At 64.5% G+C, this 23,223-nt stretch carries 26 protein-coding genes; 9 read left to right on the forward strand and 17 right to left on the reverse strand.

The genetic code is table 11. The features are described 5' to 3' along the window. Positions 1-144 precede the first annotated feature (144 nt). From HJO_RS13520 to HJO_RS13530, 3 genes are all read right to left on the reverse strand, one after another. A complete protein-coding gene (locus HJO_RS13520) occupies positions 145-717 on the reverse strand; it encodes a hypothetical protein (protein ID WP_035617831.1) in 573 nt (190 codons plus the stop codon). 150 nt (positions 718-867) lie between these two features. Next, entirely contained in the window at positions 868-1,278 is a 411-nt protein-coding gene (locus HJO_RS13525; RefSeq protein WP_156945661.1) for a hypothetical protein, read from the reverse strand. A 373-nt stretch (positions 1,279-1,651) separates the two neighbouring features. Next, positions 1,652-2,581: a LysR family transcriptional regulator gene (locus HJO_RS13530; protein WP_035617835.1), complete on the reverse strand. Its 930-nt coding sequence runs from the start codon at positions 2,579-2,581 to the stop codon at positions 1,652-1,654. A 123-nt stretch (positions 2,582-2,704) separates the two neighbouring features. Here HJO_RS13530 and HJO_RS13535 point away from each other — a divergent pair, with 123 nt between their 5' ends. Next, entirely contained in the window at positions 2,705-3,190 is a 486-nt protein-coding gene (locus HJO_RS13535) for a CinA family protein (RefSeq protein ID WP_035617837.1), read from the forward strand. A 22-nt stretch (positions 3,191-3,212) separates the two neighbouring features. After that, complete coding sequence (locus HJO_RS13540) at positions 3,213-3,677, forward strand: MORN repeat-containing protein (RefSeq protein ID WP_156945662.1); 465 nt, start codon at positions 3,213-3,215, stop codon at positions 3,675-3,677. 15 nt (positions 3,678-3,692) lie between these two features. Here HJO_RS13540 and HJO_RS13545 read toward each other — a convergent pair whose 3' ends face one another. From HJO_RS13545 to HJO_RS13560, 4 genes are all read right to left on the reverse strand, one after another. Next, a complete protein-coding gene (locus HJO_RS13545) occupies positions 3,693-4,508 on the reverse strand; it encodes a hypothetical protein (protein WP_156945664.1) in 816 nt (271 codons plus the stop codon). A 63-nt stretch (positions 4,509-4,571) separates the two neighbouring features. After that, positions 4,572-5,063, reverse strand: coding sequence for a GNAT family N-acetyltransferase (locus HJO_RS13550; RefSeq protein ID WP_035617843.1), 492 nt, complete (start codon positions 5,061-5,063; stop codon positions 4,572-4,574). Between the two features lie 91 nt (positions 5,064-5,154). Further along, on the reverse strand, positions 5,155-6,339 hold the full coding sequence (locus HJO_RS13555; protein WP_035617844.1) for a mechanosensitive ion channel: 1,185 nt from the start codon (positions 6,337-6,339) through the stop codon (positions 5,155-5,157). 196 nt (positions 6,340-6,535) lie between these two features. Next, the gene (locus tag HJO_RS13560; RefSeq protein WP_035618062.1) at positions 6,536-7,447 is read right to left on the reverse strand and encodes a 1-acyl-sn-glycerol-3-phosphate acyltransferase; all 912 of its coding nucleotides are present in this window, start codon (positions 7,445-7,447) and stop codon (positions 6,536-6,538) included. A 252-nt stretch (positions 7,448-7,699) separates the two neighbouring features. Here HJO_RS13560 and HJO_RS13565 point away from each other — a divergent pair, with 252 nt between their 5' ends. The 4 genes from HJO_RS13565 to rpoH all read left to right on the forward strand — a co-directional run bounded on the left by HJO_RS13565 (position 7,700) and on the right by rpoH (position 11,244). After that, on the forward strand, positions 7,700-8,131 hold the full coding sequence (locus tag HJO_RS13565; RefSeq protein ID WP_035617846.1) for a response regulator: 432 nt from the start codon (positions 7,700-7,702) through the stop codon (positions 8,129-8,131). A 114-nt stretch (positions 8,132-8,245) separates the two neighbouring features. After that, positions 8,246-8,860 carry a rhomboid family intramembrane serine protease gene (locus tag HJO_RS13570; protein ID WP_051618620.1) on the forward strand — a complete coding sequence of 205 codons (615 nt, stop codon included), beginning with the start codon at positions 8,246-8,248 and terminating at the stop codon, positions 8,858-8,860. Between the two features lie 6 nt (positions 8,861-8,866). Continuing rightward, positions 8,867-9,991 carry a cell division protein ZapE gene (gene zapE / locus HJO_RS13575; RefSeq protein WP_035617848.1) on the forward strand — a complete coding sequence of 375 codons (1,125 nt, stop codon included), beginning with the start codon at positions 8,867-8,869 and terminating at the stop codon, positions 9,989-9,991. A 338-nt stretch (positions 9,992-10,329) separates the two neighbouring features. After that, positions 10,330-11,244 (forward strand): RNA polymerase sigma factor RpoH, encoded by a 915-nt coding sequence (rpoH, locus tag HJO_RS13580; RefSeq protein WP_035617850.1) that lies wholly within the window; start codon positions 10,330-10,332, stop codon positions 11,242-11,244. A 7-nt stretch (positions 11,245-11,251) separates the two neighbouring features. Here rpoH and HJO_RS13585 read toward each other — a convergent pair whose 3' ends face one another. Then, positions 11,252-12,475 carry a hypothetical protein gene (locus HJO_RS13585; RefSeq protein WP_035617851.1) on the reverse strand — a complete coding sequence of 408 codons (1,224 nt, stop codon included), beginning with the start codon at positions 12,473-12,475 and terminating at the stop codon, positions 11,252-11,254. A gap of 71 nt (positions 12,476-12,546) precedes the next feature. Here HJO_RS13585 and HJO_RS13590 point away from each other — a divergent pair, with 71 nt between their 5' ends. Beyond that, the gene (locus tag HJO_RS13590) at positions 12,547-13,413 is read left to right on the forward strand and encodes a TrmH family RNA methyltransferase (protein WP_035617854.1); all 867 of its coding nucleotides are present in this window, start codon (positions 12,547-12,549) and stop codon (positions 13,411-13,413) included. A 78-nt stretch (positions 13,414-13,491) separates the two neighbouring features. On the opposite strand, the gene HJO_RS13595 is transcribed toward HJO_RS13590, so the two are convergent. The 6 genes from HJO_RS13595 to cysG are packed head-to-tail and all read right to left on the reverse strand — an operon-like array spanning position 13,492 to position 18,669. After that, positions 13,492-14,235, reverse strand: a complete 744-nt coding sequence (locus HJO_RS13595; RefSeq protein ID WP_035617855.1) for a phosphoadenylyl-sulfate reductase — start codon at positions 14,233-14,235, stop codon at positions 13,492-13,494. A 6-nt stretch (positions 14,236-14,241) separates the two neighbouring features. Next, entirely contained in the window at positions 14,242-14,730 is a 489-nt protein-coding gene (locus HJO_RS13600) for a DUF934 domain-containing protein (RefSeq protein ID WP_035617857.1), read from the reverse strand. Beyond that, positions 14,717-16,375, reverse strand: coding sequence for a nitrite/sulfite reductase (locus HJO_RS13605; RefSeq protein WP_035617858.1), 1,659 nt, complete (start codon positions 16,373-16,375; stop codon positions 14,717-14,719). Before HJO_RS13605 ends, HJO_RS13600 begins: the two co-directional genes overlap by 14 nt. Next, entirely contained in the window at positions 16,368-16,979 is a 612-nt protein-coding gene (locus tag HJO_RS13610; protein ID WP_035617860.1) for a glutathione S-transferase family protein, read from the reverse strand. Before HJO_RS13610 ends, HJO_RS13605 begins: the two co-directional genes overlap by 8 nt. Further along, entirely contained in the window at positions 16,976-17,281 is a 306-nt protein-coding gene (locus HJO_RS13615) for a DUF2849 domain-containing protein (RefSeq protein ID WP_035617862.1), read from the reverse strand. The genes HJO_RS13610 and HJO_RS13615 overlap by 4 nt, the downstream gene beginning before the upstream one ends. Further along, entirely contained in the window at positions 17,278-18,669 is a 1,392-nt protein-coding gene (cysG, locus tag HJO_RS13620; protein WP_035617864.1) for a siroheme synthase CysG, read from the reverse strand. The genes HJO_RS13615 and cysG overlap by 4 nt, the downstream gene beginning before the upstream one ends. A 108-nt stretch (positions 18,670-18,777) precedes the next feature. Between cysG and gcvA the strand changes: the two genes are divergently transcribed. After that, entirely contained in the window at positions 18,778-19,710 is a 933-nt protein-coding gene (gene gcvA, locus HJO_RS13625) for a transcriptional regulator GcvA (protein ID WP_035617866.1), read from the forward strand. Here gcvA and HJO_RS13630 read toward each other — a convergent pair. Then, complete coding sequence (locus tag HJO_RS13630) at positions 19,707-21,704, reverse strand: hypothetical protein (RefSeq protein WP_162173833.1); 1,998 nt, start codon at positions 21,702-21,704, stop codon at positions 19,707-19,709. The genes gcvA and HJO_RS13630 overlap by 4 nt on opposite strands. Before the next feature lie 471 nt (positions 21,705-22,175). Here HJO_RS13630 and HJO_RS13635 point away from each other — a divergent pair, with 471 nt between their 5' ends. After that, the gene (locus HJO_RS13635) at positions 22,176-22,568 is read left to right on the forward strand and encodes an Hpt domain-containing protein (protein WP_035618066.1); all 393 of its coding nucleotides are present in this window, start codon (positions 22,176-22,178) and stop codon (positions 22,566-22,568) included. Here HJO_RS13635 and HJO_RS13640 read toward each other — a convergent pair. Both HJO_RS13640 and HJO_RS13645 read right to left on the reverse strand, forming a co-directional pair. Further along, positions 22,529-22,873, reverse strand: coding sequence for a chorismate mutase (locus HJO_RS13640; RefSeq protein ID WP_035617870.1), 345 nt, complete (start codon positions 22,871-22,873; stop codon positions 22,529-22,531). The genes HJO_RS13635 and HJO_RS13640 overlap by 40 nt on opposite strands. A 102-nt stretch (positions 22,874-22,975) precedes the next feature. Next, on the reverse strand, positions 22,976-23,221 hold the full coding sequence (locus HJO_RS13645) for a CBU_0592 family membrane protein (RefSeq protein WP_035617873.1): 246 nt from the start codon (positions 23,219-23,221) through the stop codon (positions 22,976-22,978). Positions 23,222-23,223 lie beyond the last annotated feature (2 nt).

Below are 23,223 nucleotides of genomic sequence, written 5' to 3' on the forward strand. Positions count from 1 at the left end.
AGTCATGGGAGGCAGTATAACGCGGGGTGGTGTGAGGTTGGATTGTGGTGGGGAGAGGGCAAGACCGGTTGGTAGGTAGCGCTGCGCGCGACTCACCCTGCATTGTCATGCGCAACGCATTGTCCTGAAATGGCCTTGCAGGGTTCAGCCCTGGGTGTCGATGTCCGGCAGGCCGTGGACATGGACATCGGCGCCGGAATGCGCCTTGAGAATCCGGGTTGCCGTGGCTTCGTCGGCGGCATTCCAGGTGCGCACCCAGAGAACCAGGCCGCCATGCGAGAGTTCGTCGGCAATATAGTCTGCGTGGTGTTTCTCGATCAGCCGCGCCAGGAGGGCGCCGATCGTGACACCGGTTCCGCCGCCGACGCCCAGCGCGATGAGCGCCGCCGCGAGCGCGCCGCCACCGGCGACAATCGGCACAAATGCCGCCAGGGCCCCGAGATAGGCAAGCGTGCCGATGACCGCGCCTTCGGCGGCACCCGGCCCCTCGATCGTGGCATAGGCGATAGTGGCGGCGTCGGGATCGTCTTCGAGCGCTTTCACCGATTTGTAGCTGTGACCGAGCTTGGCCTCGACGGCCTCTGTCGATGCGAGCAGGGTGATTTCCGCGCGGTTGAACCCATTGGTCAGCAATTCGTCAATCGCCGCCTGCATGCTTTTCTCGGTTTGAAAAACCCCGACGGCCTCGCGGACCATTGGCTTGGCTGTATCTGTCATGACCTGTCTTCCTCGATTGCCGCCAGACACAGTCCGACCCGCGCCTGTCTACACGCAAATCCGGGCGTCATACCTCAGGGGTTTCCCTTAGTGCGCCGCCCTGGATGGCCGGCAGCAGGCGCTGGCGCGGCCCCCTCCCCCAACATCCGCTCAATCGTGCAGGGTCATTTCGCAGTGGCCGGTCAGGCGCATGTCTTCGTCGGGTTCGCAGCCTTGCTGGGTGAAGGTGAAGGCGCCCGAGTGGCGGTCGATGTCGAGCGTGGTGCTGACCAGCGGGCGCCAGCCGCAATAGGGGCGTTCGACCTCCTGGCGCAGGGTCAGCGTGTCGGCGGTCATCTTCACGTCGCAGAGGCGTGTCCGGTCCTGCGTGCAGACATTGTCGGTGCCGCCCGTGTCGGTGCGGATGAACAGGAAGCGGTCCTCGAAGCGGAAGACGACGCGGCGGCTGTCGCCAGGCCGGGCGTCGTCCTTTGCTTCGCAGCTGAAGGTCACGCTATCGCGGCTGTTGGCGTTGCAGCCGGCAAGGACAAGGCTGGCAGCCAGGGCGATCCAGGGTCTCATCGTGCGGGCCATCCTGTTCGAACCGGTCAGCGGCCAGCCCTGATTCGCCTGTGCCGCCCGGGCGATGCTGTATGGATGGTCATGGCAAGAGTCAAAGGAAGCGGGCGTACGACTGCCCTGCCCCGCAGGGGGCGGCAGGTGCCGGAACGCGTGAGGATGGGGCCGGCGCGGGCCGGGCGGGCACCCACTAGTGTTGCCAGGCAGCGGGGATAATGCTGCCTGACAACATGCCCTGGACTGCAATGTAGAACTGGGTGGGGGACGCACCACATTGCAAAGGCAGGACAGGCGTATCGCAGGCCACTAATGAGAACAAGTGAGTAATACTTGCGAATTTGCGCATAGGGCGCACAAGCGCATGATGCTTCTCTCTCTAGTTGAAACTCTTCATCCGCTCGGCATTGCTGCGTTCCATCTCGCGGGCCGCGGTGGACAGGCAGTCGAGAAAGTGCCGGATGTTCGGCTCGAGGTCGGCCTCGCGGCGGAAAGCGGCGCCGAGATGGTATTTCGGCACGCCCGGCACGCGCCGGCCGACGACGTGGCCGGCCTGCAGGTGGGCCGTCGCCAGCGAGAGCGGCACGATGGTCATCACATCCGAGATCATTGACAGGTTCATGCAGGCGGTCGGGCTGTAGAGCGTGTAGTGCGGCGCGCCGGCCCGCTCCATCATCTTCGTCAGGCCGGGCGGCAACTGGCCATCGAGATAGTGGAGATAGCCCGGAAAGGCCCACGGGAACTCCAGAAGCCGGGCAAGATCGTCCGCCGCGTCGAGCGCCGGGTGGCCGGGCCGGCAGGCCATGATGAAATCGTCGGTCATGATCTCCTGGAACTGCAGGCGCCCGGCATGCGGCATCGCCTGGAGCGTCGACATGTTGAACAGCACGACATGGACGCGGCGCTGGACGAGTTCCTCTATGGCCGCGTGCGGCGGCATGACATCGGCCCGCATGCGCACCTGCGGCAAGGCCTCGGAGAATGCCAGAATCGCCGTCGGCAGCAGGATGTCGAAGGCAATCGGCCCGCCGACAAGTTTCAACTCCCGGTCGCCAGACACAGTTTCGTGATGAACGGTCTCGGCAAAGGCGAGCAGCTCGACGGCCATCGGATAGAGGCGCTCGCCGGCCTCGGTGGGCACGACGGACCGGGTGGTGCGGTAGAACAGCTGGGTGCCCCAGGCATCTTCCAGCGACTTGATGGCGCGGGTGACGGCCGAGTGCGTCAGGTGCAGCTCCTCGGCAGCCCGCGAAAAGCTCAGCAGGCGGTAGACCACTTCGAAATAAAGGATCAGGCGCAGATCCGTCATTTGTCACTCCCATGCACAAGCCGGCCCGCTTTGGTCAATATGCCGTGCAAGCGTTATTGGCAATTGCGCGCGCATGGGACCACCCGCCTTGCCCTGCGGGTGAAGGGCTGCTTGATGGGGACAATGGAAACATTGTTGCCCCTTGCTGCGGAGATCGGCACCCAGCTGAAGGCGCGCCGCGAAACGGTCGCGATTGCCGAATCCTCGTCGGGCGGCCTCGTGTCGGCGGCCCTCTTGGCGGTGCCCGGGGCGTCGGCCTATTACCGGGGTGGCGGGGTGATCTATGCGCCGGCGGCGTTCAAGGGCCTGCTGGGCCTTGGCCGCGACGACATTGCCGGTATGCGCTCGTCGACCGAGCCCTATGCACTGCTGCTGGCGCGGACGATCCGCGGCAAGCTCGGTGCCGACTGGGGCCTGTCGGAGACCGGTGCAGCAGGGCCGGAGGGCAACGGCTATGGCGATGCGGCCGGGCATACGTGCGTCGCCCTGTCGGGGCCGGGCGGGTTCGAAGTGTCGCGCACGCTGGAGACAGGCATTCCCGACCGGGACGCGAACATGCGCCGGTTCGCGCTGGACGCGCTGGACCTGATGCACGCGGCGCTGACATAGCGCCGCCGGGAAGGAGCAGACCATGATGCGGATGATGACACGGGCACGGACGAGTCTTGTCGTCGGGCTGGCGGCCACCTGCGTCGCCTGCGGGCCGAGAGCCCCGGCACCAAAGGAACCGGTGGCGCCCGTGGATCCGAAAGCGGAAGCGACAGCGACCGCCCTTCCCTCAGCCGACATCCTGGCTGCACGCGCCGCCGAAGCCAGGGCGCGCACCGTGGCCGCCGGCTATGCACCGATCGAGCAATATGCCGACGATATCTACGAGGGCCCTGCCCTGATGGCGAGCTACCAGGGCGAGACGGTGGACGGCGTGTATGAAGGCTATGGCGTGCTGACCCTGCCCGACAGCAATGTCGTGATGGCCGGCCTGTTTGCGAACGGCCTGCTCAACGGGCCCGGCACCGAGCGCGACATGCAGGGCGAGCTGTTCCATGAGGGACTGTATGTTGACGGCCTGCCAGCCGAATACCTGCTGCCGGAATAGACAGGCGCGGGCTGGCTAGATGCCGGCGAGGCCAAGACCGGCATTGCAGCCGAGCAGTGCCAGCGCCGCGCCCAGCGTGGCGAACACCGCGAGGCCCAGGCGCACATTGGCCATGGCCAAGAAACATTGCCGCCAGGTCTGATCAGGCTTGCGGCGAGCCTCAACGCCAAGCGCGGCGACCGACATGTCGCGTAGGGCCAGCAGGCCGACCAGCACCAACAGCAGGACAAGATTGACCCCCGGCAGGCCCAGCCCCTGTAGCGTCAGCCCGACTGCCACCACGACCGCGCCGAGGACGAGATTGCCCAGCGCGAACAAGCCCGCATAATGGCCGAACACTTGCCAGCGCGTCCGCCCGGGAACCGGCTTGAACAGCGCGTCCCAGATCGCCTGAAGGAAGTTGAAGACGACCAGCGCGGCGACCGGGAACAGGAGCGGCCGCATCAGCGGGTCGTCCACCGCCACGGCCCCGGCCGCGACGCTGGCCAGGAGGGCGAGCAGACCCCCGGTCAGCGCGAAAAACACGGCCGCACGCAAGCGGCCGATTTTCCACATGATGCGGCAATCGGCGCCGACATAGAGCCACATGGGCACAAGGATGTGCTTCCAGTGCGGCTGCAGATGGATATCCGGGACGTGCGGGGCGAGGCGGGCGACCAGAGAGCCGAGCGGCCCATCGGCCCAGCCGAGGAAGACCTGGACAAGCTTGCGGTAGAACTCGGTCACGGTCTCGAGCGGCGCCACGAAACCGAGTTCGAGCCCCTGCTTGGCAAGCATGACGAGCGACAGCACGCCCATCACGAAGCTCAGGCTTGAAAAGATTTTTCCCACCGCGCGTCTCCCCCCCGCATTCACTGATGTTGCCCGCAGGGAGTCAAGGCGGACGCGCCGCTTCTAAAGCGCCGTGACCAGCCCAGAGAGCGCACTGGCATCGCCGGCCAGGTCGCGGACCATGACGCGGGCCTGGTCCTGGGGACCGTGGAAGGCGAGCTGGTTCTTCGGCGTCACCTTGAATCCGATCTCACCGAAATATTTCGGCGCACCGATCAGCACGGCAGCTGGCCAACCGGCGCCCTTGCCCGCTTCCAGCGCCTCGCCTGTCACCGTCAGGCCGAGGCGGCTGCCTTGGTGCGCGGGCGCGACAGCGACCGGGCCGTAGAACAGGGCGCGCGTCCGGGCCGGCCCCACAACCAGCGGCCAGACACGGCAGACCGCGATCACTTCGCCATCGAGAACCGCAAGGCGGGTAATGTCCGGCAGCGAGCGGGAATATTCGCGCAGGCGCTCTGCCGTCTTGGCAAAGTGGCCGGGGCCGAACGTGGCATCGAACAGGGCTTCGATGGCCTCGGCATGGATCGCGGGGGTTTCAGGAATGATTTCGAGCATGGCGAGCGGCCATAAGGCGCATCCGGGCCGGGCGCAATGAAAAAGGCCGCCCTGCGACAGGCGGCCTTTCCGAAAATGCGGGCCCGATGGCCTAGCGCGAGGCGCGCCAGCTTTCGAGTTGGCGGGCCGCCCAGTCCTTGCCACCCCAGCCGAATGCGATGGCGAACGCCGCTGCACCGCCCATGACGAGGTATTGCGCGACATTGAGAATGAACTCGCCGCCTGTCGGGTCGAGGCCCATGCGCGAAATGCCGAGAATGACCGACAGGATGATGATGATCCACTTGACCAGGTTGGCAGCCACATCGGTTGCGCCTGATCCGGTCGAGGCCATGGCAGAGGTGACCAGGCGGGCGATGAACACACCGGCGAAGATGATGACCGCGCCGAACACGATCTGCGTGCCCATCGAAAGGACGACGTCCATCGCATAGCTGAGCGAGTTGATGCCGAGGGCGTTGAGCGCCGCGATCATGCCAAGCAGGACGATGAAGAACTGCGCGACACGCGAGGCAATGACCGATGCCGTGAGGCCGGAATCGGCGCCCTTGAGGATGCCGAGTTCGGCGACAGCCCCATCAAGGCCCATGCCGGGAAGGACGCGGGCGATCAGGCTGCCGACAAAGCGCGCCACGATGGCGAAGATGCCAAGGATGACGATGGCCGCCAGCAGGTTCGGCAGGATACCGACAATGTCTTCAAGCAAGGCGTTGGCCGGATCCGAGATGGCCGCCATGTCGAGCACGTCGAAGGCGGTGATCGCACCGATCAGCACGATGAAGGCCGAGGCGATCGTGGCAGTGATGCCTGACACCTTGACCGGCCCTGAAGCGAGACCGAGCTGTTCCGGCAATCCGTCAGCGAAGACGAGAATGGCCGAGAGCGCCTGTTTCACCACATTCGCGACGATCAGGAAAATGCCGAAGACCAGGACGGCACCAATGATGTTGTCGCCATAGGCCATGATCGGCGCGATCACGCCATTCAGCGCGTCGGAGATCTGTGTCGCCCCGGCAATCGCGAGCGCCTGCATGAGACCGACCAGAATGATGATCCAGAAGGCGGCCGACGACAGGCTGGCGCCGAGGCTTTTGCTGTCCGCCGATTTCAGCGTGTTGGCGCGCTTGGCCAGGCCGGTCTTGTCGATTGCCGCGCTGACCAGCCATCGTACGATCATGGCCGCGATGATGAAGGCGATCATGACGAGCGCCGCCTTGATGAGGTTCGGCCCGTACGTTTGCGCCTGCACCACCAGATTATTCCAGAATTCTTCCATATTCAGCCCCTGTTCCACCGGATAGCGCGTCGCCCCTATGGCGCCAGCATCCCAGTGAGGGCGTTATCGCATATCGTTTTGCAATGCAGGATGAACAGGAATTTAGGATTGCCGGATATTCTGCCTATGGATGAATTTCGTGCCGGACCCCGCACCGCACGTGCGGAGGGTTTCCGTGTTCACAAGACGGATCGTCCTAGGCCGAACCAGGGTTGAAGACAGCGTCCGCATCGGCCAGCAGTTCATAGGCGACGTGGCGTTTGAGGCTTTCTGTGAGGGCGGTGGAATCGCCCTGCAGCCGGTCCGGAGGAATCAGCTGGCCGAAGGTCATGCGGAATTTCGAACCGCGCTTGTTCAGCAGTTCGTGGAACAGGGTGATGTCGCGCAACTCGTCGTTCAGGTCACAGAACAGGTAATAGAGTGTCGAATTCCAGGCATCGACATTGAGCGGCAGGATCGGCGCAGCCTGCTTGCGGGCAAGGCCGATCACGGTGGAGAACCAGTCCTTCTCCTGCAGCACACCGTCGACGCGCCGGGCAAGCCGGCCGGACGGGAAGATGACGACGCATTTTTCCTCGGTGAATGCCGCTGCAGCGCGCTTCAGGGTTTCGCGCGTCTTGGCCGGCGTGCGCTTGGCGGCAACCCATTCGACCGGGATGATCACGTCATCGAATTTCGGATTGACGCGCACGGCGTCGGCATTGGCGAAGAAGACGATGTCGGAGCGCACCTGTTTCAGCAGGTCCCAGACGGCAACGCCGTCCGCCAGGCCGGTCGGATGGTTGGCCGCGACGATCAGGCGCCCGGTCTTCGGCATCCGTTCGATGGACTCGACCGTGAGATCGAAGGCGAGCTGGCCGGACAGCATGTCGAAGGATTCCCGCCCGTTCAGCTGGACGATGTGGTCGGCCATGCGGCGGGCGCGGCGGTACCCGAGCATCTGGTAGAGCACCGGGCGAACCAGCGGCCAGGACCAGCTCGATCGCAATTTCGGGCAGCGTTCCTCGATCAGCACGTCGACAATATGCGTATCATTGCCGGTTTCGGCCTCGTGAAAGGCAGAGACGGGCCGGTCTGTCCGGGCAGCTGCAATGATCTCGTCTGTCATGGCCTCAGGCGATTCTTCATGATGTCCCGTTTCGCTCTGGCAGAGCATACATCAAGCCGTGAAACCGGAAAGCGGAGAGGGCATCCATGCGCCCGCAAAAAAAAATCCCGAAAACTGCAATCAGTGGCGATTTCAACACTTCGGAAAGTTCTGCTTTACCAAGACGTAAGGCCCCCGTGCCAATGTGAACCCAAGACGGGTGCTGGTTAACACAGACGCCCGGGTATCAGGCAACACTTCGGGGTAGAGTATATGAAAGTTCTTTGGGTTGAAGACCACGAGCCGGTGCGGGACATGTTGGCGATTGCCGCCGACAAGGCTGCCCGCTCGCGCATCCAGGTCGATCTCGTGTTGGCGCCGAATCTGATGGCAGCCGAGGCACGCCTTCGCCTTGAGCGCTTCGACCTTGTCGTGCTCGACCTTGGCCTCCCCGACAGCGTGGACCCCGACATGACGATCGCCCGCGTGGCCAATATGGGCAAATACCGGATCGCCGTCGTGTCGTCGATGGACACCCGCGACCAGGTCGTCGAATCGGCCGTCCGGTGCGGCGCCAACATCGCGCCCAAGGCCGTTTTCAAGGCAACCCTGCCCTTCAACCGGTTCATCCAGCGGCCCGACACGTTCGAGGACTTCCTGCTGGAACAGATGCCCCCGGCCGCCATTCCGGCACGCGCCGCCTGATCCGGGCGCCCATCGGGCGCTTGCCGACCCCCACATGACCTTGCTAAGTCGCCCGGAGATTGCGCCCGGGCGATTTTGCCCTTTTATGGATGAACAAAGGACAGTTGCCGCACCATGGACGGACTGCTCATTTATCCAGCCACATACACGCTGATCGCCCTGAACGTGATCGCCAGCATTGTGGCATTCAACAACCATGACTTCTTTGAGCGCTATGTCTTCTGGATCGCCCCGATCCGGCAGGGCGAGGAATGGTACCGCTTCGTCACCTCGGCCTTCCTCCACGTCAACGGCCTTCACCTCTTCATCAACATGTATGTCCTCTACATGTTCGGGCAGGTGCTGGAGCAGCATCTCGGGTCGGGCGGGTTCCTGATCCTGTATTCCGCTTCGCTGCTGGGCGGCAATGTCTGGGAATTTGCCGACAAGCATAACCAGCCTGATTACCGCGCCGTCGGCGCGTCCGGTGCCACGTCCGGCGTGGTGTCAGGCTTCTGCCTGTTCTTCCCCTTTGCCGTGCTCTACCTGTTCTTCGCCATCCCGATGTGGGCGATCGTGTTCGGTGTCGGATTCATCGTCGTCAGCTTCATCCTGTCACAGCGTGACCAGACCATGGTTGCGCACGGCGCGCACCTTGGCGGCGCCCTGACAGGACTCGCGATCGCCATGCTGCTGCGACCCGAATCCTGGCGTCACCTGATCGACCAGGTCATCGGGCGGCTGGGCTGAGTGCGCATGGGCAACGTGCTGGCACGCTACGAGGCCCGCATCGCAGAAGGTGTGATCTCCGAAGACAGCGCGCAGGCCGCCGCCGCGGCCCGCCTCGACGCGCTGGCCAGGGAATTGCGCCGGCTGGCGCGGCGCAGCTGGTTCCTGACCCCCGACCCGGTCCGGGGCCTGTACCTGTGGGGCGGGGTCGGGCGCGGCAAGTCGATGCTGATGGACCTGTTCTTCGAGGCCGCACCTGTCGAGCCGAAACGCCGGGTCCACTTCCACGAATTCATGGGCAGCGTCCACGACATGCTGGCCGAGTGGCGGGCGATGGATTCCGGCGCGCGCAAGCGGTCGCAATGGCGTGTCAGGGGAGCCGGGGATGACCCGATCGCGCCAGCCGCGAAACGGATCGCCTCCGGCGCGAAACTGCTCTGCTTCGACGAGTTCCAGGTCACGCAGATTGCCGACGCAATGATCCTGGCGCGCCTGTTCGACGCCCTGTTCGCGCGTGGTGTCACAGTGGTCGCAACATCCAACCGCGCACCGGACGCCCTGTATACCGATGGCATCAACCGGCCGCTTTTCCTGCCCTTCATCGAGCACCTGAAAGCCCATTGCGACGTTTTCGAACTCGCGGCAGAGCGCGACTATCGCCTCGACCGGCTGTCGGAAGCACCGGTCTGGTACACGCCGCTGGGCGACGCATCGGCCAAGGCACTGGACAAGGCCTGGCAGCGCCTGACACTGGGCGCCACGCCACAGCACTGCACCCTGACGATCAAGGGCCGCAAGCTGGAGGTCAACCGGGAGGCAGCCGGCGTGGCGCGCTTCACGTTCGACGAACTCTGTGCCCGGCCACTGGGCGCGCGCGACTATCATGCCGTCGCATCGCATTTCCATACAGTGATCCTGGAAGGCATCCCTGCACTGTCGCCCGACAAGCGCAACGAAGCGGCCCGGTTCGTCACCCTGATCGACGAGCTGTACGAGGCCCGTGTGAAGCTGGTGGCCAGCGCCGCAGCCGAACCGGACGCCCTCTATCCCGGCGGCGACGGCAGTTTCGAATTCCAGCGCACGGCCAGCCGCCTGCATGAGATGCGCTCGGCCGAATATTTCGCTGAAGAGCACCGCGTGGTGACGGACTGACAGGCGGCATCCGCTTCCCTTTTGGAGCGAAACCCGCTATTATCGCCATTGCAGCGAACCTGGCCCTGAACGCGGGCATGGTCTGATTGTGGCAAGCCCGCATGCCTGCCCATACCGCTTCAGGCGGGGTGACGAATTTGTAAGGGAGCGCTCACGCAATCGTGGCTTCCCCCTTCCCTACTGCTGCCCTAATTGTTATTTATGCTGCAGCGCGATGACATACATGCGCATTTCCGGACAATACGCTGCTGCCATGCGGGGCTATAGGTTGTCTCGGAACGTCTGAACCGGAAACCATCGCCGCACCTGCGGGTTGGTTCCAACAGGAGGAGAATATCATGGCAAATCCCGTTTCTGCCCGCAGTACGGCCGCCCTCAGCCCTGAGCAGGGCCTCAGCCGTTACCTCAGCGAAATTCGCAAATTCCCGATGCTCGAGAAGAACGAAGAGTTCATGCTTGCCCGCAAGTGGCTCGAGAATGATGACACCGAGGCGGCCGAAAAGATGGTCACCTCGCACCTGCGCCTCGTGGCGAAGATCGCCATGGGCTATCGCGGCTATGGCCTGCCGATGGCCGAAGTGATCTCCGAGGGCAATGTCGGCCTGATGCAGGCCGTCAAGAAATTCGACCCCGAAAAGGGCTTCCGCCTCGCGACCTATGCGATGTGGTGGATCCGCGCCGCGATCCAGGAATACATCCTGCGCTCGTGGAGCCTGGTGAAGCTCGGCACGACGGCCGCGCAGAAGAAGCTGTTCTTCAACCTGCGCCGCCTGAAAGGCGAGATGAAAGCGCTGGACGAAGGCGACCTGAAGCCTGAACAGGCCAAGCTGATTGCCGACAAGCTGAACGTCACCGAAGCCGAAGTGTATTCGATGAACGGCCGGATGTCGGGCTCTGACGCCTCGCTGAACGTGCCGATGGGCACCGATGGCGACATGGAGTGGCAGGACTGGCTGGCCGATGACGACCAGGGCCAGGCTGCCGACTTTGCCGACAAGCAGGAATACGACGCCCGCATGGACCTTCTGGCGAACGCGATGGAAGACCTGAACGAGCGCGAGCGTCATATCCTGACCGAAAGGCGCCTGTCGGAAGAGCCGAAAACGCTGGAAGAATTGTCCGAGACCTACAATGTCAGCCGCGAACGTATCCGGCAGATCGAGGTCAGGGCGTTCGAAAAGCTGCAAAAGGCGATGAAGCGCATGGCCAAGGAACAGGGCCTGCCTGTTTCAGCGGGCGCTGCGGCGAACTGAACCGGCCTCAGGCCTGGTCTTTTTCATCCCCGGCAGGCGGTCTCGCCTGTCGGGGATTTTCCTTGAAGTCGATATCGGTCGGATCCACGCCGAGCAGGATGCTGAGCAGGAGTGCGATCACCGCCACGGCAAACACGATGATCGCCACGACACTGCCGCCGACCCCGAGGGTGCGCGACAGGTACATCGTGATGTCGTCGTAGCGGAACACACCAATCGCGGCCGCCACGAAGCCACCGATCTTGGCGGCATATTCGATCTGGCTGGGATAGGCGCGCAGGTGGAAGAATATCAGCAGCAGTGTCCAGACACCGAAACCGAGCGCAATCAGCGGCGCCACGACGGTGTAGGCGCTCGACGACCCGCCCCCCGTCAGCAGTGACATGGTCTGCAGATAGGATGCGTTCAGCAAGGGCCAGATCAGCATCACGGCGCCGCCCACGGCCAGGCCGAAGGACATGTGCGAAAAGTCGCCGCCATAGATCCGTTCAAGCCCCTTGCGGAACCGCACCAGAAGAATGCCGATTCCCATCAGCAGCAGCAGGAAGAAGCATTTCACGGGCAGGATATAGCGGTGGACGGTGGCCAGCCGTGACGGCGACTCCGTCGCCAGCGTGTTGAGATGGGCGCGGAACGCCGTCTTGGCCTGGCAACAGGCGCGAACCGTCAGGCTTTCACCCGCCGGGAAGCACAGCGCCTGCGTATCGGACGCTGTCGCATATTCCAGCCATTCCTGATCGCATTGCGACTGGTAGGCCGGCAGGCCGCCTTCGCCGGACGAGAGGATTTTCATGCGCGCCAACACATCCAGGACGGGCGCGCGCGCGGCCGCGCCGTCTGTTGCGGACGCGCCCTGATCCGCCTTCAGCGCCGGCAGGGAGATTTCAAAGACGGACCGGGCATTCGAGCTGCTGAACAGGCTGGCAAGGCCCCAGGCCGCCGCCCCACAGACAAGCAGGCTGGCGACCAGGATCAGGCGCCCGTACCGAAGCTTGCCTCGCCCGAACGCATCAACCAGAAGCACGGCGGGTTTCCAGAAGGCGACGAGCGCCAGAAGCCCCGCAATCGGGAAGAAGATGAAATTCTGGGAATCGAGGAATGCGACCCGCAGGCCGATGCCGCCGGCGCCGAATTCCGCAACCAGTGCACCTGTTTCAACCAGGAATGCCGCGTAGAGAAGGAAAAACAGGATCGACACGGCGATCCGCGACACCAGATGTGTATTTGACATGAACTCGTCCCCTCGATCATGGCTGTCAGACACTCCTACCCTTTGAGCCATACCTGACAAGGTCAGTCCCGATGCCCATTCTTCCGATTGCCGATCCTGCCGACCCGCGCCTCGCGCCGTACACCTCGATCCGCGAGAAGGACCTGACGTCCGGCCATGGCGGGCGGTTCATTGTCGAAGGCAAGGTGACGCTGGAGACCCTGCTGCGGCGGTCCCGGTTCAAGGTGGAGAGCCTGTTCCTGTGCGAAACCCGACTGGAACCGTTGGCGGACATCCTGGCACATGTGCCGGAGGACGTGCCCGTCTATGTTGCACCGCAGGACGTGATGGACGATGTGGCGGGATTCCCGATGCACCGGGGCGTTCTGGCCTGCGGGGTGAAGGGAGAGGCGAAGCAGGACGCAGCGCTCATCCTGAGCGAAGTCGAAGGACGGGCGCGGGCGGCGCGGGGCGCGTCCTTCGACTTCGCTCAGGATGAGCCCCTCCCCTCCACAATCCTCATGCTGTCGGACCTGTCCAATCACGACAATGTCGGCGCGTGTTTCCGCAATGCGGCAGCGTTCGGCGCCGATGCGGTGCTGCTGGACGGGCGATGCTGTGACCCGCTGTATCGCAAGGCGATCCGGGTGTCGTCCGGGGCGAGCCTGTGGCTGCCCTTCGCGCACGGTGGCAGCGGGGCGGAGATGGTGAAGGCAGCGCAGGCGGCAGGCTATACCGTGTGGGCCATGACGCCGCGGGCCGATGCCGCGCCGCTGGGGTCGCTGCCCGTGCCGGACCGGCTGGCCATCCTGCTGGGCGCGGAGGGACAGGGCCTGCCGGCTGAGCTGATCGCGGCGGCGGTGCCGGTGCGTATCCCCATGGCGGCGGGCTTTGACAGCATTAACGTGGCGACGGCCGGCGCGATCGCGCTGGGCCACGCCTTCGCGGCCAGGGCCTGACAAGAAAACGCCCCCTCCAGACTGGAGAGGGCGCTACGGGAATGCGTGGTGTGACGCCCCACCCGAAGTAGTTCTGGTTCAGAATACCCTAGGACGTTCGCTCTTGTCGACATGCAGACCGCACTCGGTCTTGTTCTGGCCGGCCCAGCGCCCGGCCCGCACATCTTCGCCCTCGGCGACCGGCTTGGTGCACGGCCAGCAACCGATCGACGGATAGCCCTGCGCAACCAGCGGATGGCGCGGCAGGCCCCGTTGCTGGATCATCAGTTCGACATCTTCCGGTGTCCAGTTGGCCAGCGGATTGATCTTGTAGCGGCCATTGGCGAATTCGAAGACCGGCAGCGACATGCGCGCGCCGCCATGGAAGCGCTTGCGCCCGGTGATCCAGGCCGAGAAGCCTTCAAGCGCAGGCTCCAGCGGGCGCACCTTGCGCAGGGCGCAGCAGGCATCCGTGTCGGTCTTCCAGAGATCGTTCTTCGGATCCAGCACCTTGCGTTCTGTCTCGTTCGGCGGGATCGACCGCACACCGGTCAGGCCAAGGCGCTCGATCACCTCGTCGCGGTGGTCCAGCGTCTGCGGGAAGTGCATGCCGGTATCGAGGAAGACGACTGGCAGCGACGGGTCGACGTCGGCGATCAGGGCCAGCATGGCGACGCTTTCGGCACCGAAGCTCGACACATAGGTCATGCGGTCCGGCCATTCGCGGATCATCGACACACGCAGGATCGTCTGAGCGGACGCGTCACGCAATTCGCTGTTCAGGCGTGCGAGGCGGAGGTCCGGCGCCTCAGCGTTCCGGGCAATGATGTCACCATAAGGCATCAGGTACTAACTTCCGTGTCTCTTGCGGAACACCGACACCTGACCACCGGCACCCGGTTGGTAGACTTCGGAAAATTCCTTCAATGCATCCAGCACTGAAGGTAGGTCAGCACGGACCGTCTCGTAAGCATCGATGCCTGAACGGTTCATATAGTATATCTGATCCCGCAGGACGTGACCGACCGCGCGCAACTCGCCTGTATAGCCGTGCCGGCGGCGCAGGAGCTGGGCCTGGGAATAGCCGCGGCCATCCGTGTACTTGGGAAAATCGATCTCGATCAGCTGTACCTGCTGCAGGTATGGCACCAGTTCCTCGACATCGTCGTCAGGTACGAGGCGCACGCCGACACGCGTGTTCCGGTCGGCCAGGGTTGGCGCTTCGGCCAGGAAGCGGCTGAGGCGAACAGTGAAGTAGCCGCCATCTGCCAGCTCGGCTTCCCCTTCGACATAGTCCCAGGGATCGGCAGATTCGGCGCCGTGCTTAATCAGTGGCATAGAGCGCCTCCTTGAATGGGTCGTGGCCAAGCCGCGTGAGCGTGTCGATGAACAGCTCGTCCTTGCTGGTACGCAGGCTGCGATAGGTGTCGATGACGCGCTTGAGGGCGCCGGGAACTTCCTCGGACCGCAGGCCAGGGCCGGTAATGGTACCGATCACGGCTTTCTCGTCGGCCCGTCCGCCGAAGCTGATCTGGTAGAATTCCTCGCCTTTCTTGTCGACGCCGAGGATGCCGATATGGCCGACATGGTGGTGGCCGCAGGCATTGATGCAGCCGGAAATGTTCACGTGCAGGCGACCGATGTCTTCCTGGTAGTCCGGATCGGCGAACACCTGCTGTACCGCCTGGCCGACGGGAATCGAGCGGGCATTGGCCAGCGTGCAGAAATCGAGCCCCGGGCAGACGACCATGTCGGTGATCAGGCCCTCGTTGGGGGTCGCGAGGCCGGCGGCGACCAGCTCGGCATAGATCGTCGGCAGGTCGTCCAGCGCGACATGCGGCAGGACCAGGTTCTGGGTATGGGTCACGCGCACGTCATCGAAGCCATAGGTTTCGGACAGGTCTGCCGCCTTTTCCATCTGGTCGGCATTCATGTCACCGGTCGTGCCGCCGACCGGCTTCAGGCTGATCGTGACCGACGTGTAGCCGGGCATGATATGCGGGTGGAGGTTGTTCTTCGCCCAGCGGGCAAAGCCGGCGTCGGCAGCCTTTGCAGCTTCAAACACGGCGGATGTTTCCGGCTTCTCGGCAAAATCCGGCAGCTTGAAATAGGCATGGATGCGGTCGATTTCCGCCCGCGGAAGATCGATCTTCTCGTTCGGACGCTGCGCGGCATATTCAGCTTCGACCTGACGGGTGAATTCCTCCGGCCCGAGTTCGGTGACGAGGATCTTGATGCGTGCCTTGAACTTGTTATCGCGGCGTCCGTGCAGGTTGTACACCCGCATGATCGCCTCGAGATAGTCGAGCAGGCAGTCCTCGGGCACGAATTCATTGACCAGCGAGGCAATCACGGGCGTCCGCCCCAGACCGCCGCCGACATGGACCTCGAAGCCCAGCACGTCACCGCGCAGGCGCATGTGCAGGCCGATATCGTGGACACGGATGGCGACACGATCGGTCTCGGCCGCCGTGACCGCAATCTTGAACTTGCGTGGCAGGAATGCGAATTCCGGGTGGAACGTGCTCCATTGGCGGATGATCTCGCACCAGGGACGCGGGTCCCTGATCCCGTCACGGGCTGCACCGGCAAAATGATCCGACGACGTGTTGCGGATACAGTTGCCGCTGGTCTGGATGGAATGCATCTCGACATCGGCGAGCAGGTCGAGCGCGGCCGGCACGTCCTTCAGTGCGACCCAGTGGAACTGGATGTTCTGGCGCGTGGTGAAATGGCCGTAGCCCTTGCTGAAGGTACGCGCGACGCGGGCCAGCTGGCGCAGCTTGCGCGGGCTGAGCTGGCCATAGGGAATGGCGGTGCGCAGCATGTAGGAATGCAGTTGCAGGTAAACGCCGTTCTGCAGGCGTAGCGGCTTGAACTCGTCTTCCAGCAGTTCGCCGGACAGGCGGCGGTTCACCTGTCCGCGAAACTGCGCAACGCGTTCGCGGACCATCTGTTCGTCGAATTCATCGTATCTATACATGGGTGACCTCGTGGATGTGCGGCAGGCCGAGTTCGAGCTCGGAGCGGGCGACCCAGGCGCTGACGGCGGGGAACTCGTCGAGGTCGAAACCGCCTTCATGCGCCAGGCGCGTATAGGCAAGCAGCGAGACGTCGGCGAGCGTGATGGCCTCGCCGCCGGCGATCCAGTCGCTGGAAATGAGCGTCATTTCCATACGGCCGAGCGCCCGGCGGCCCTTGGCCATCAGGTCCGGGTCGATCTCGTCGTCAGGCGTGTTCAGGTACAGCTTCTGGAACCGGCGCACAGCGATCACCGGCTCGTGCGAGTATTGTTCCCAGAACAGCCATTCCAGCACCTTGGCGCGTTCGAATGCATCGGCCGGCACCAGCTCGGAGCCTTCGGCAAGATGCAGGATGATTGCATTCGACTGGGCCAGCGTGCGGCCATCGTTGAACTGGATGACCGGCACCTGGCCGAACGGATTCAGCGCGAGGAACTCATCCGTGCGCGTATCGCCCTTGCGGACATCGACCTCGATCCATTCGTGGGGAATGGACAGGCGCGTCGCCACCCATTTCACCTTCTGGCAATTGCCGGAAATGGAGTCACCGAAAATGCGGTTCATACGGTTTCTCCGTAGGCGACCGTCGGCCCGTTCACACGGATCGTTTCGCGCAAGGTCTCGCGGCCCGCGACGGCGCCTGTTTCGGTCACTTCCATGAAATAGGGATCGGTGACGGCGGCCTCCTGCCGGATGGCATTTGCCAGGCGTGTCTCGGCGTCGTCGCCGGTGAAGACGGCGATGCGCGAGGCATCCGGCGTCCAGTTGCCATCAGCGTCCATCCAGACCGTGCGGCCGGTGGGTGTTTCCCAGGCGGTGATGGATTTCGGGGTTTCCGGTTTCAGTTTCGGACGGACGGAGCTCATGCGACTTGTTCCTTGAATGCGTGGGCGATGGCCTCTTCTGGCAGGCCTGCGACTTCGCCGATGACGAGCAGCGCGGGGCCCTTGATGCCGGCGCGCTGGATGAGATGGGGCAGTTCGGACAGCGTGCCATAGACACGGATCTCGTTGGCGCGCGTTCCGTTTTCGATCACCGCAACGGGCGTCGACGGGGCGCGTCCGGCACGGATGATGTTCTCGGCAATCGCTGCCGACGTGCCGACGCCCATGAACACCACCACGGTCTGGGCGGGACGGGCGAGCGCCGTCCAGTCGAGGTCCGGGACGCCGCCTTCCTTTGCGTGGCCGGTGACGAAGGTCAGGCTCTGGGCATGGTCGCGGTGGGTGAGCGGCAGGCCGGCAGCGGCAGCGCAGCCGAGGGCTGACGAGATACCCGGCACGACCTGGGCGTCGACACCGGCGGCGCGGACGGCTTCAAGCTCTTCCCCGCCACGGCCGAAAATGAACGGGTCGCCGCCCTTCAGGCGGACAACGCGCTTGCCCTCGCGGGCCGAGGCGATCAGCCATTCGTGGATCGTCTCCTGCGGGACCGAATGGTCGCCCTTTGACTTGCCGACGGGCACGCGGTCTGCGTCACGGCGGATCAGGGCAATGATGGCGTCGCTGACGAGGCGGTCATAATAGACGATGTCGGCTTCCTGGATCAGGCGCAGGGCCTTCAGCGTCAGCAGTTCCGGGTCGCCCGGGCCGGCACCGACCAGGTGGACGATGCCCCGCACCGGCGCGCCGGGCCTGAGCTGGGCGCGCATTTCGGCTTCGGCGCCCTCAAGGTCACCGGCATAGGCGAGGTCTGCTGCCGGGCCGGTCAGCGCGCGCTCCCAGAAGCGGCGGCGGGCCTTGCTGTCGGGGATCGCGGTGCGGGCGTCGGGGCGCAGGCGTCGAGCCAGCGCGGCGAGGTCTCCGATCCGCTGTGGCAGCAGCGCTTCGAGCTTTTCCCGGATCGACTTGGCGAGGACCGGCGCCGACCCGCTGGTGCCGATGGCGGCAACAACGTCGCCCCGGTCGATGATCGACGGCACCGTGAAGTCGCACAGGTCCGGCCGGTCGACCACGTTGAGCGGGACACCATACTGGCGGGCCATCGTGATGGCCTTGTCGGCATTGACGTCGAGGCGGTTGGCGACAATGGCGAAACGGGCAATGTCGAGCGCGGGCCCGGCATGATCCGGCGGAGCGATCGTGATGCGGCCGGCGAATTCCTCGGCGAAGCCCGGGTCGATCTGCGAGACGATCACGGTGATCCGGGCGGGTGTCGCCGCCAGAAGGCGAACCTTGCGGCGCGCTTCCTCACCGCCGCCAAACACGACAACAGACGCATCGTGCATGTTGAAGAAGGCCGGAAACTGACGCATGCGGGTCCACTCTTGTTTAGTATTGCTGATGAATTAAAGGACAAATTGGCTATTGACGGTTCATGCGCAACCGTGAACCCCTACAGCGATCCTTTAGAGATACTATTCATGACAGACCCGACTGACCGCCTGCCGCCCCTGAATGCCCTGCGCGCCTTCGAAGCAGCCGCCAGACGGCTGTCTTTCACGCAGGCAGCCGATGAACTGAATGTGACACCTGGCGCGATTTCACAGCAAATCCGCCAGCTGGAAGACTATGCCGGCACGCCCCTGTTCAAGCGGACGGGCCGGTCGGTGCTGCTGACGGATGCCGCACAGGCCAGCCTGCCGCTGGTGCGCGAGGCGTTCGAGCGGATTTCGGAAGCCGGGCGCATCATGCAGGCCCCGGCGCGCAAGGGCCGGGTGATGGTCTCGTGCGCCCCGAGCTTTGCCGCCAAGTGGCTCGCCCCCAAGCTCGGCGAGTTTCATCGCACGCATGACGGCGTCGAAGCCTGGATTTCGGCGGACATGGGGCTGACCGACTTCGCGATGGCCGACGCCGATTTCACGATCCGCTATGGCAGGGGGCAATATGACGGCCTCAAATCGGAAAAGCTGCTCGACGAGACGGTGCTGCCGGTCTGTTCCCCTGCCCTGCTGGAAGGCCCTGACGCGATCAAGCGGCCGGAGGACCTGCGTCACCACACGCTGTTGCACGACGAAAGTGGCGAGAACGACCCGTCCTGCCCGGACTGGACAAGCTGGCTGCACGCCCGCCATGTCGAAGACGTCGACGGCACGCGAGGCCCGCGCTTCAACCAGGCCATCCTGGTCATCGAATCGGCCGCCGCCGGGCGTGGCGTGGCGCTGGCCAAGCAGGCGATTGCGGCAGCCGACCTTGCTTCAGGCCGCCTGGTGGCGCCGTTCGCGGACGGGTCGACACTGATCGATTTCGGCTACTGGCTGGTCTGGCCCAAGGGCCGCCACCTGTCACCAGACGTGCGCGCCTTCATGAAATGGGTCAAAGCCGAAGCAGCGAACACCGCGGTGGTCGGCGTCTAGGCGCTGGCGCCCGCAGCGGCATCCAGCAGCAGGTAGGCGGCAAGGCGCGGACTGGCGTTGCGACTGGTCTTCTGCGTCTGCTCCAGTGCGTGCAGGGCATCTTCCTCTTCCATCGAGATGAACTCGCGGGCGAGCGCCTGCAAGTCACGGTCGCTGCGCAGGCGCTGGGTCACGCGTTCGACCTGGCGGCCGGCATTTTCCATGATCGCGGCACGGCGCTCGCGCTCGCCCTGGCGGGCGGCCTCGGCGATGCGGCGCTTGGCCTTTGGCCGGAAGGCTTCCGGCAACAGGATGCCTGATGTCTGTAGGCGCTGGATCATCTGGTCGGCGACTTCCTCGCGGTCCATATGGTCGCCCTGCTCGTCCCGGCTCATGTCCGAAATGATGTCGCGCCAGCCGATATCCGTGCCGGGCGCCAGCGCCCGGGATGATGAGGTCGCGAGCGCGCCTGAGCCCGCTCCGTTGACAGAGGCCTGGTCGCTTGCACGGCGCGCCGGAACCGGTGGCGGTGCATCGTCATGATCGTCGAACCGGCGGCGCAGCATCAGCGGGCTCGTATCCTTCGGGTCCGGGTCACGGCCGAGTTCGAGCGGGTCGCCTTCATCCGGGTCAAGGCTGGCCGAGGCGAGCGCATCGGCGGCAGCGTCGAACAATTCGTCTTCCATGCTGGGCCGCGCAGGCGGACGCGGAGGCGGCGCGGGCCGCGTGATCGGCGGCGAGGATTCAGACAGCGCATGCCCATTGGCGTGACCGTTGACGGCGCCATTGGCATGGCCGTTGACCGGGCGGGGCACCGGTTCGGCCGGCCGTGCGACGGGAATGGGGGCAGGTTCAGCCGGCGTGACGGGTGCAGCCGGGGCAACGTGGGTGGCGGCGGCAGGGGCCGCAGGTGGAACGGAGGCAGCCGCAGTGACCGGCGCGGCAGGGCGCGGCGCGACGGGCTGGCCGGTGGCGCGGTTCATCTGGTCGATCTCTGCGCGGGCGGCGGTGCCGGCGGCCCGGACGGCGGCGGCAGCGTGCTCGCCAGCCTCACGCAGGCGGGCCAGTGCACTCGCGGCTTCCTCGGAGGCGGCGCGGGTCGCCTGGTTGATTTCCTGATTGGCGTAACGGGCACCATCCAGCGCGGACGAGACCGCATCCTTCAGCGCATCGCCCGTTGTCGAGGCTGCGGCGGCGGCAAATTCACCGGCGCGGACAGCGGCGTCGACCAGCTTGTGCGATTGGTCGAGCTTTTCCTCGACGCGGCTGACGGCGAAGGTGAGCGTTTCGGTACGGGTGGTGGCTTCGCGCGCCAGCTCGTCGAGACCGATCAGCCGCGTGGCCAATGCCTCACCGGCGGCCGCCATGCCGTTCAGGCGTGACTCGAGTGCTTCGTCCGCCCGCGCCACTTCGTCACCGGCCTGCTTGGCGGCATTGACCATCATCGCCGCCTGGCGCGGGATCGCCTCGTTCATGGAACTGATCTGGGCCTTGAGGTCGCGTGCGAGGCCCTCCAGCGCAGAGCGCTCGGCAGCGAGGCGCTGGGCGAGGTCGCGCGCATTGTCGGCACTGGCATAGGCGACCGATTCAAGACGCATCCGTTCGTCACCGATCTCGCCTGCCATGGCCTTCATGGCGGACATGGCGTGCGCCATCGACCGGTCGACTTCGGACGCTGCCTGTTTCATCTGCTCGGCAAAGGTGATGCCTTCGGTTCCTGCCTCGCGCGCCGGGGCGAGCAGGCGGATGGCCGCTTCCATCACCAGCGCATTCGACGCGGAGGCGCGGCGATTGGTGCGCGCCATGTATCCGGCCATGATGATCAGCAGTCCCGGGACGAGAACCGCAAGGACGCCACCGGTCAGCAATGCGGGTGACTGGGCCAGGATTGCGTCGATGCCGAACACGCCGACCGCAGCCGCAGCGGCGGCACAATACCAGAGCAGGGCAATTCCGAATCCGGCAGCCACCATCCAGCCCCCGCCATTGCGGGCGGCTTCGAAGTTTTCGGACACTTCTTGTCTGGCCAGAACATCCCGACCTGAAGGGCGAACAGCAGGCATCTCCGTCATGCGGCGACTATACCGTGACAATTCGTCCGGCGCGAGGCCGGAAAACAGGGTTTTTGAAGGCAGTCCGAAACGGGCGCGCTAGCGTAAAATCGCCAAAATCACCGAATCCGGCTGTCCCTGGTCTGCTTCGTCCTGGTCAGCAGGCGCGAATTCGACGCCCAACCAGGCAAGAATCCCGGCAAGAACAAGGTTCCGGATGAGGGAAATGAACCCAGTCATTGGTAGTCCTCAACAAATCAAAATCGAATGTGCCTATAGCCCCTCGGCCATCGCCGCGGACATTACCCCATTATCCGCTTGCCGACAATCGATAAAGTTTGTCGCATATTTAATGAAGGGATTCCAAACTGTTATTAACCTTTAGGGAAAGGTCGGCATGGCAAAAGCGGAGGGAAATTCCATGGAGTCATGCAGATGACGGACGAATCCCCTGCCCCGCTCGCCCTGCTCGACAGGGCCCAGTTGCGCGCCATGACCGGCAACGACACCGCGCTGGCGGTGGAAGTCATCGAGATATTCCGTCAGCAGGCCGAAATCTGGTCGCGTCTGCTTGATCCGCGCGCGGAGCCCTCGCAATGGGCCGACGCCGCCCACACGCTGAAGGGTGCCAGCCTCAGCATCGGCGCAGTGCGACTGGCAAGCCTGTGCGGGCGCGCCGAACGGATGGGCCGGGATGAGCCCCCGCCGAGCCTGACGGCCGCCGCAGTCATGCTGGGTGACGTCAAGGACCTGCTCGGCGAGACGCTGGAGGCAGCCGCAAAGACCTCCTACGACTTCACGCTGGCGGCTTCGCGCAAGGCGTCATAGCTTTCGAATTCATAGGCGATGCAGCGGTCGATCAGCGTGCGCCAGACCGGCTCGGCAATGGCCAGCGACAGGCCCGCCTCGGCGCAGGCCCCTTTCACCTTGGCAATGACGTCTTCGATGCGGGCACGGTCATGCACCACGGCGCGGTCACCCTTGATGCGGGCGGCAGCGTCCATGAAGGACTGACGCTCGGCGAGGATTTCCACGAGCAACTGGTCGATACGGTCTATCTCGTAGCGAACCTGCGCCATGGTCTCGGCGGTTTCGGCCGTATGATGGCGCTGGTCGGATGTATAGGTCGTCATGGGCTTGGACCCTGTTCTGTTGCGTGCTGCCGGTTACATGGGGATGCGGCCGGCGGCAAGTGAGAGAGGTGCGACGCCGCGGCGCGGAGGATTGCGCCGGTGTCAGGCTTGCTGTGCGCGGAGCGCCTTGAACAGGCCATACAGGCTGATCGCGGCCCATGAGCCTTCCATCAGGACAGCCGACAGGTTGAAGTCGAAGGCCAGCGAGGTGAGAATCGCAACCGAGCCGAACAGGTTGAGCGCCGAATAGGCGCGCGAGCGGGATTCCAGCCGCTCTGCCTGCAGCAGGAGATAGGCGATCAGGGTCAGCCCGACGCCAAGGATACCGATGGCGTCGAACAGGCTCACAC

Source organism: Hyphomonas johnsonii MHS-2, assembly GCF_000685275.1.
Classification (GTDB): domain Bacteria; phylum Pseudomonadota; class Alphaproteobacteria; order Caulobacterales; family Hyphomonadaceae; genus Hyphomonas; species Hyphomonas johnsonii.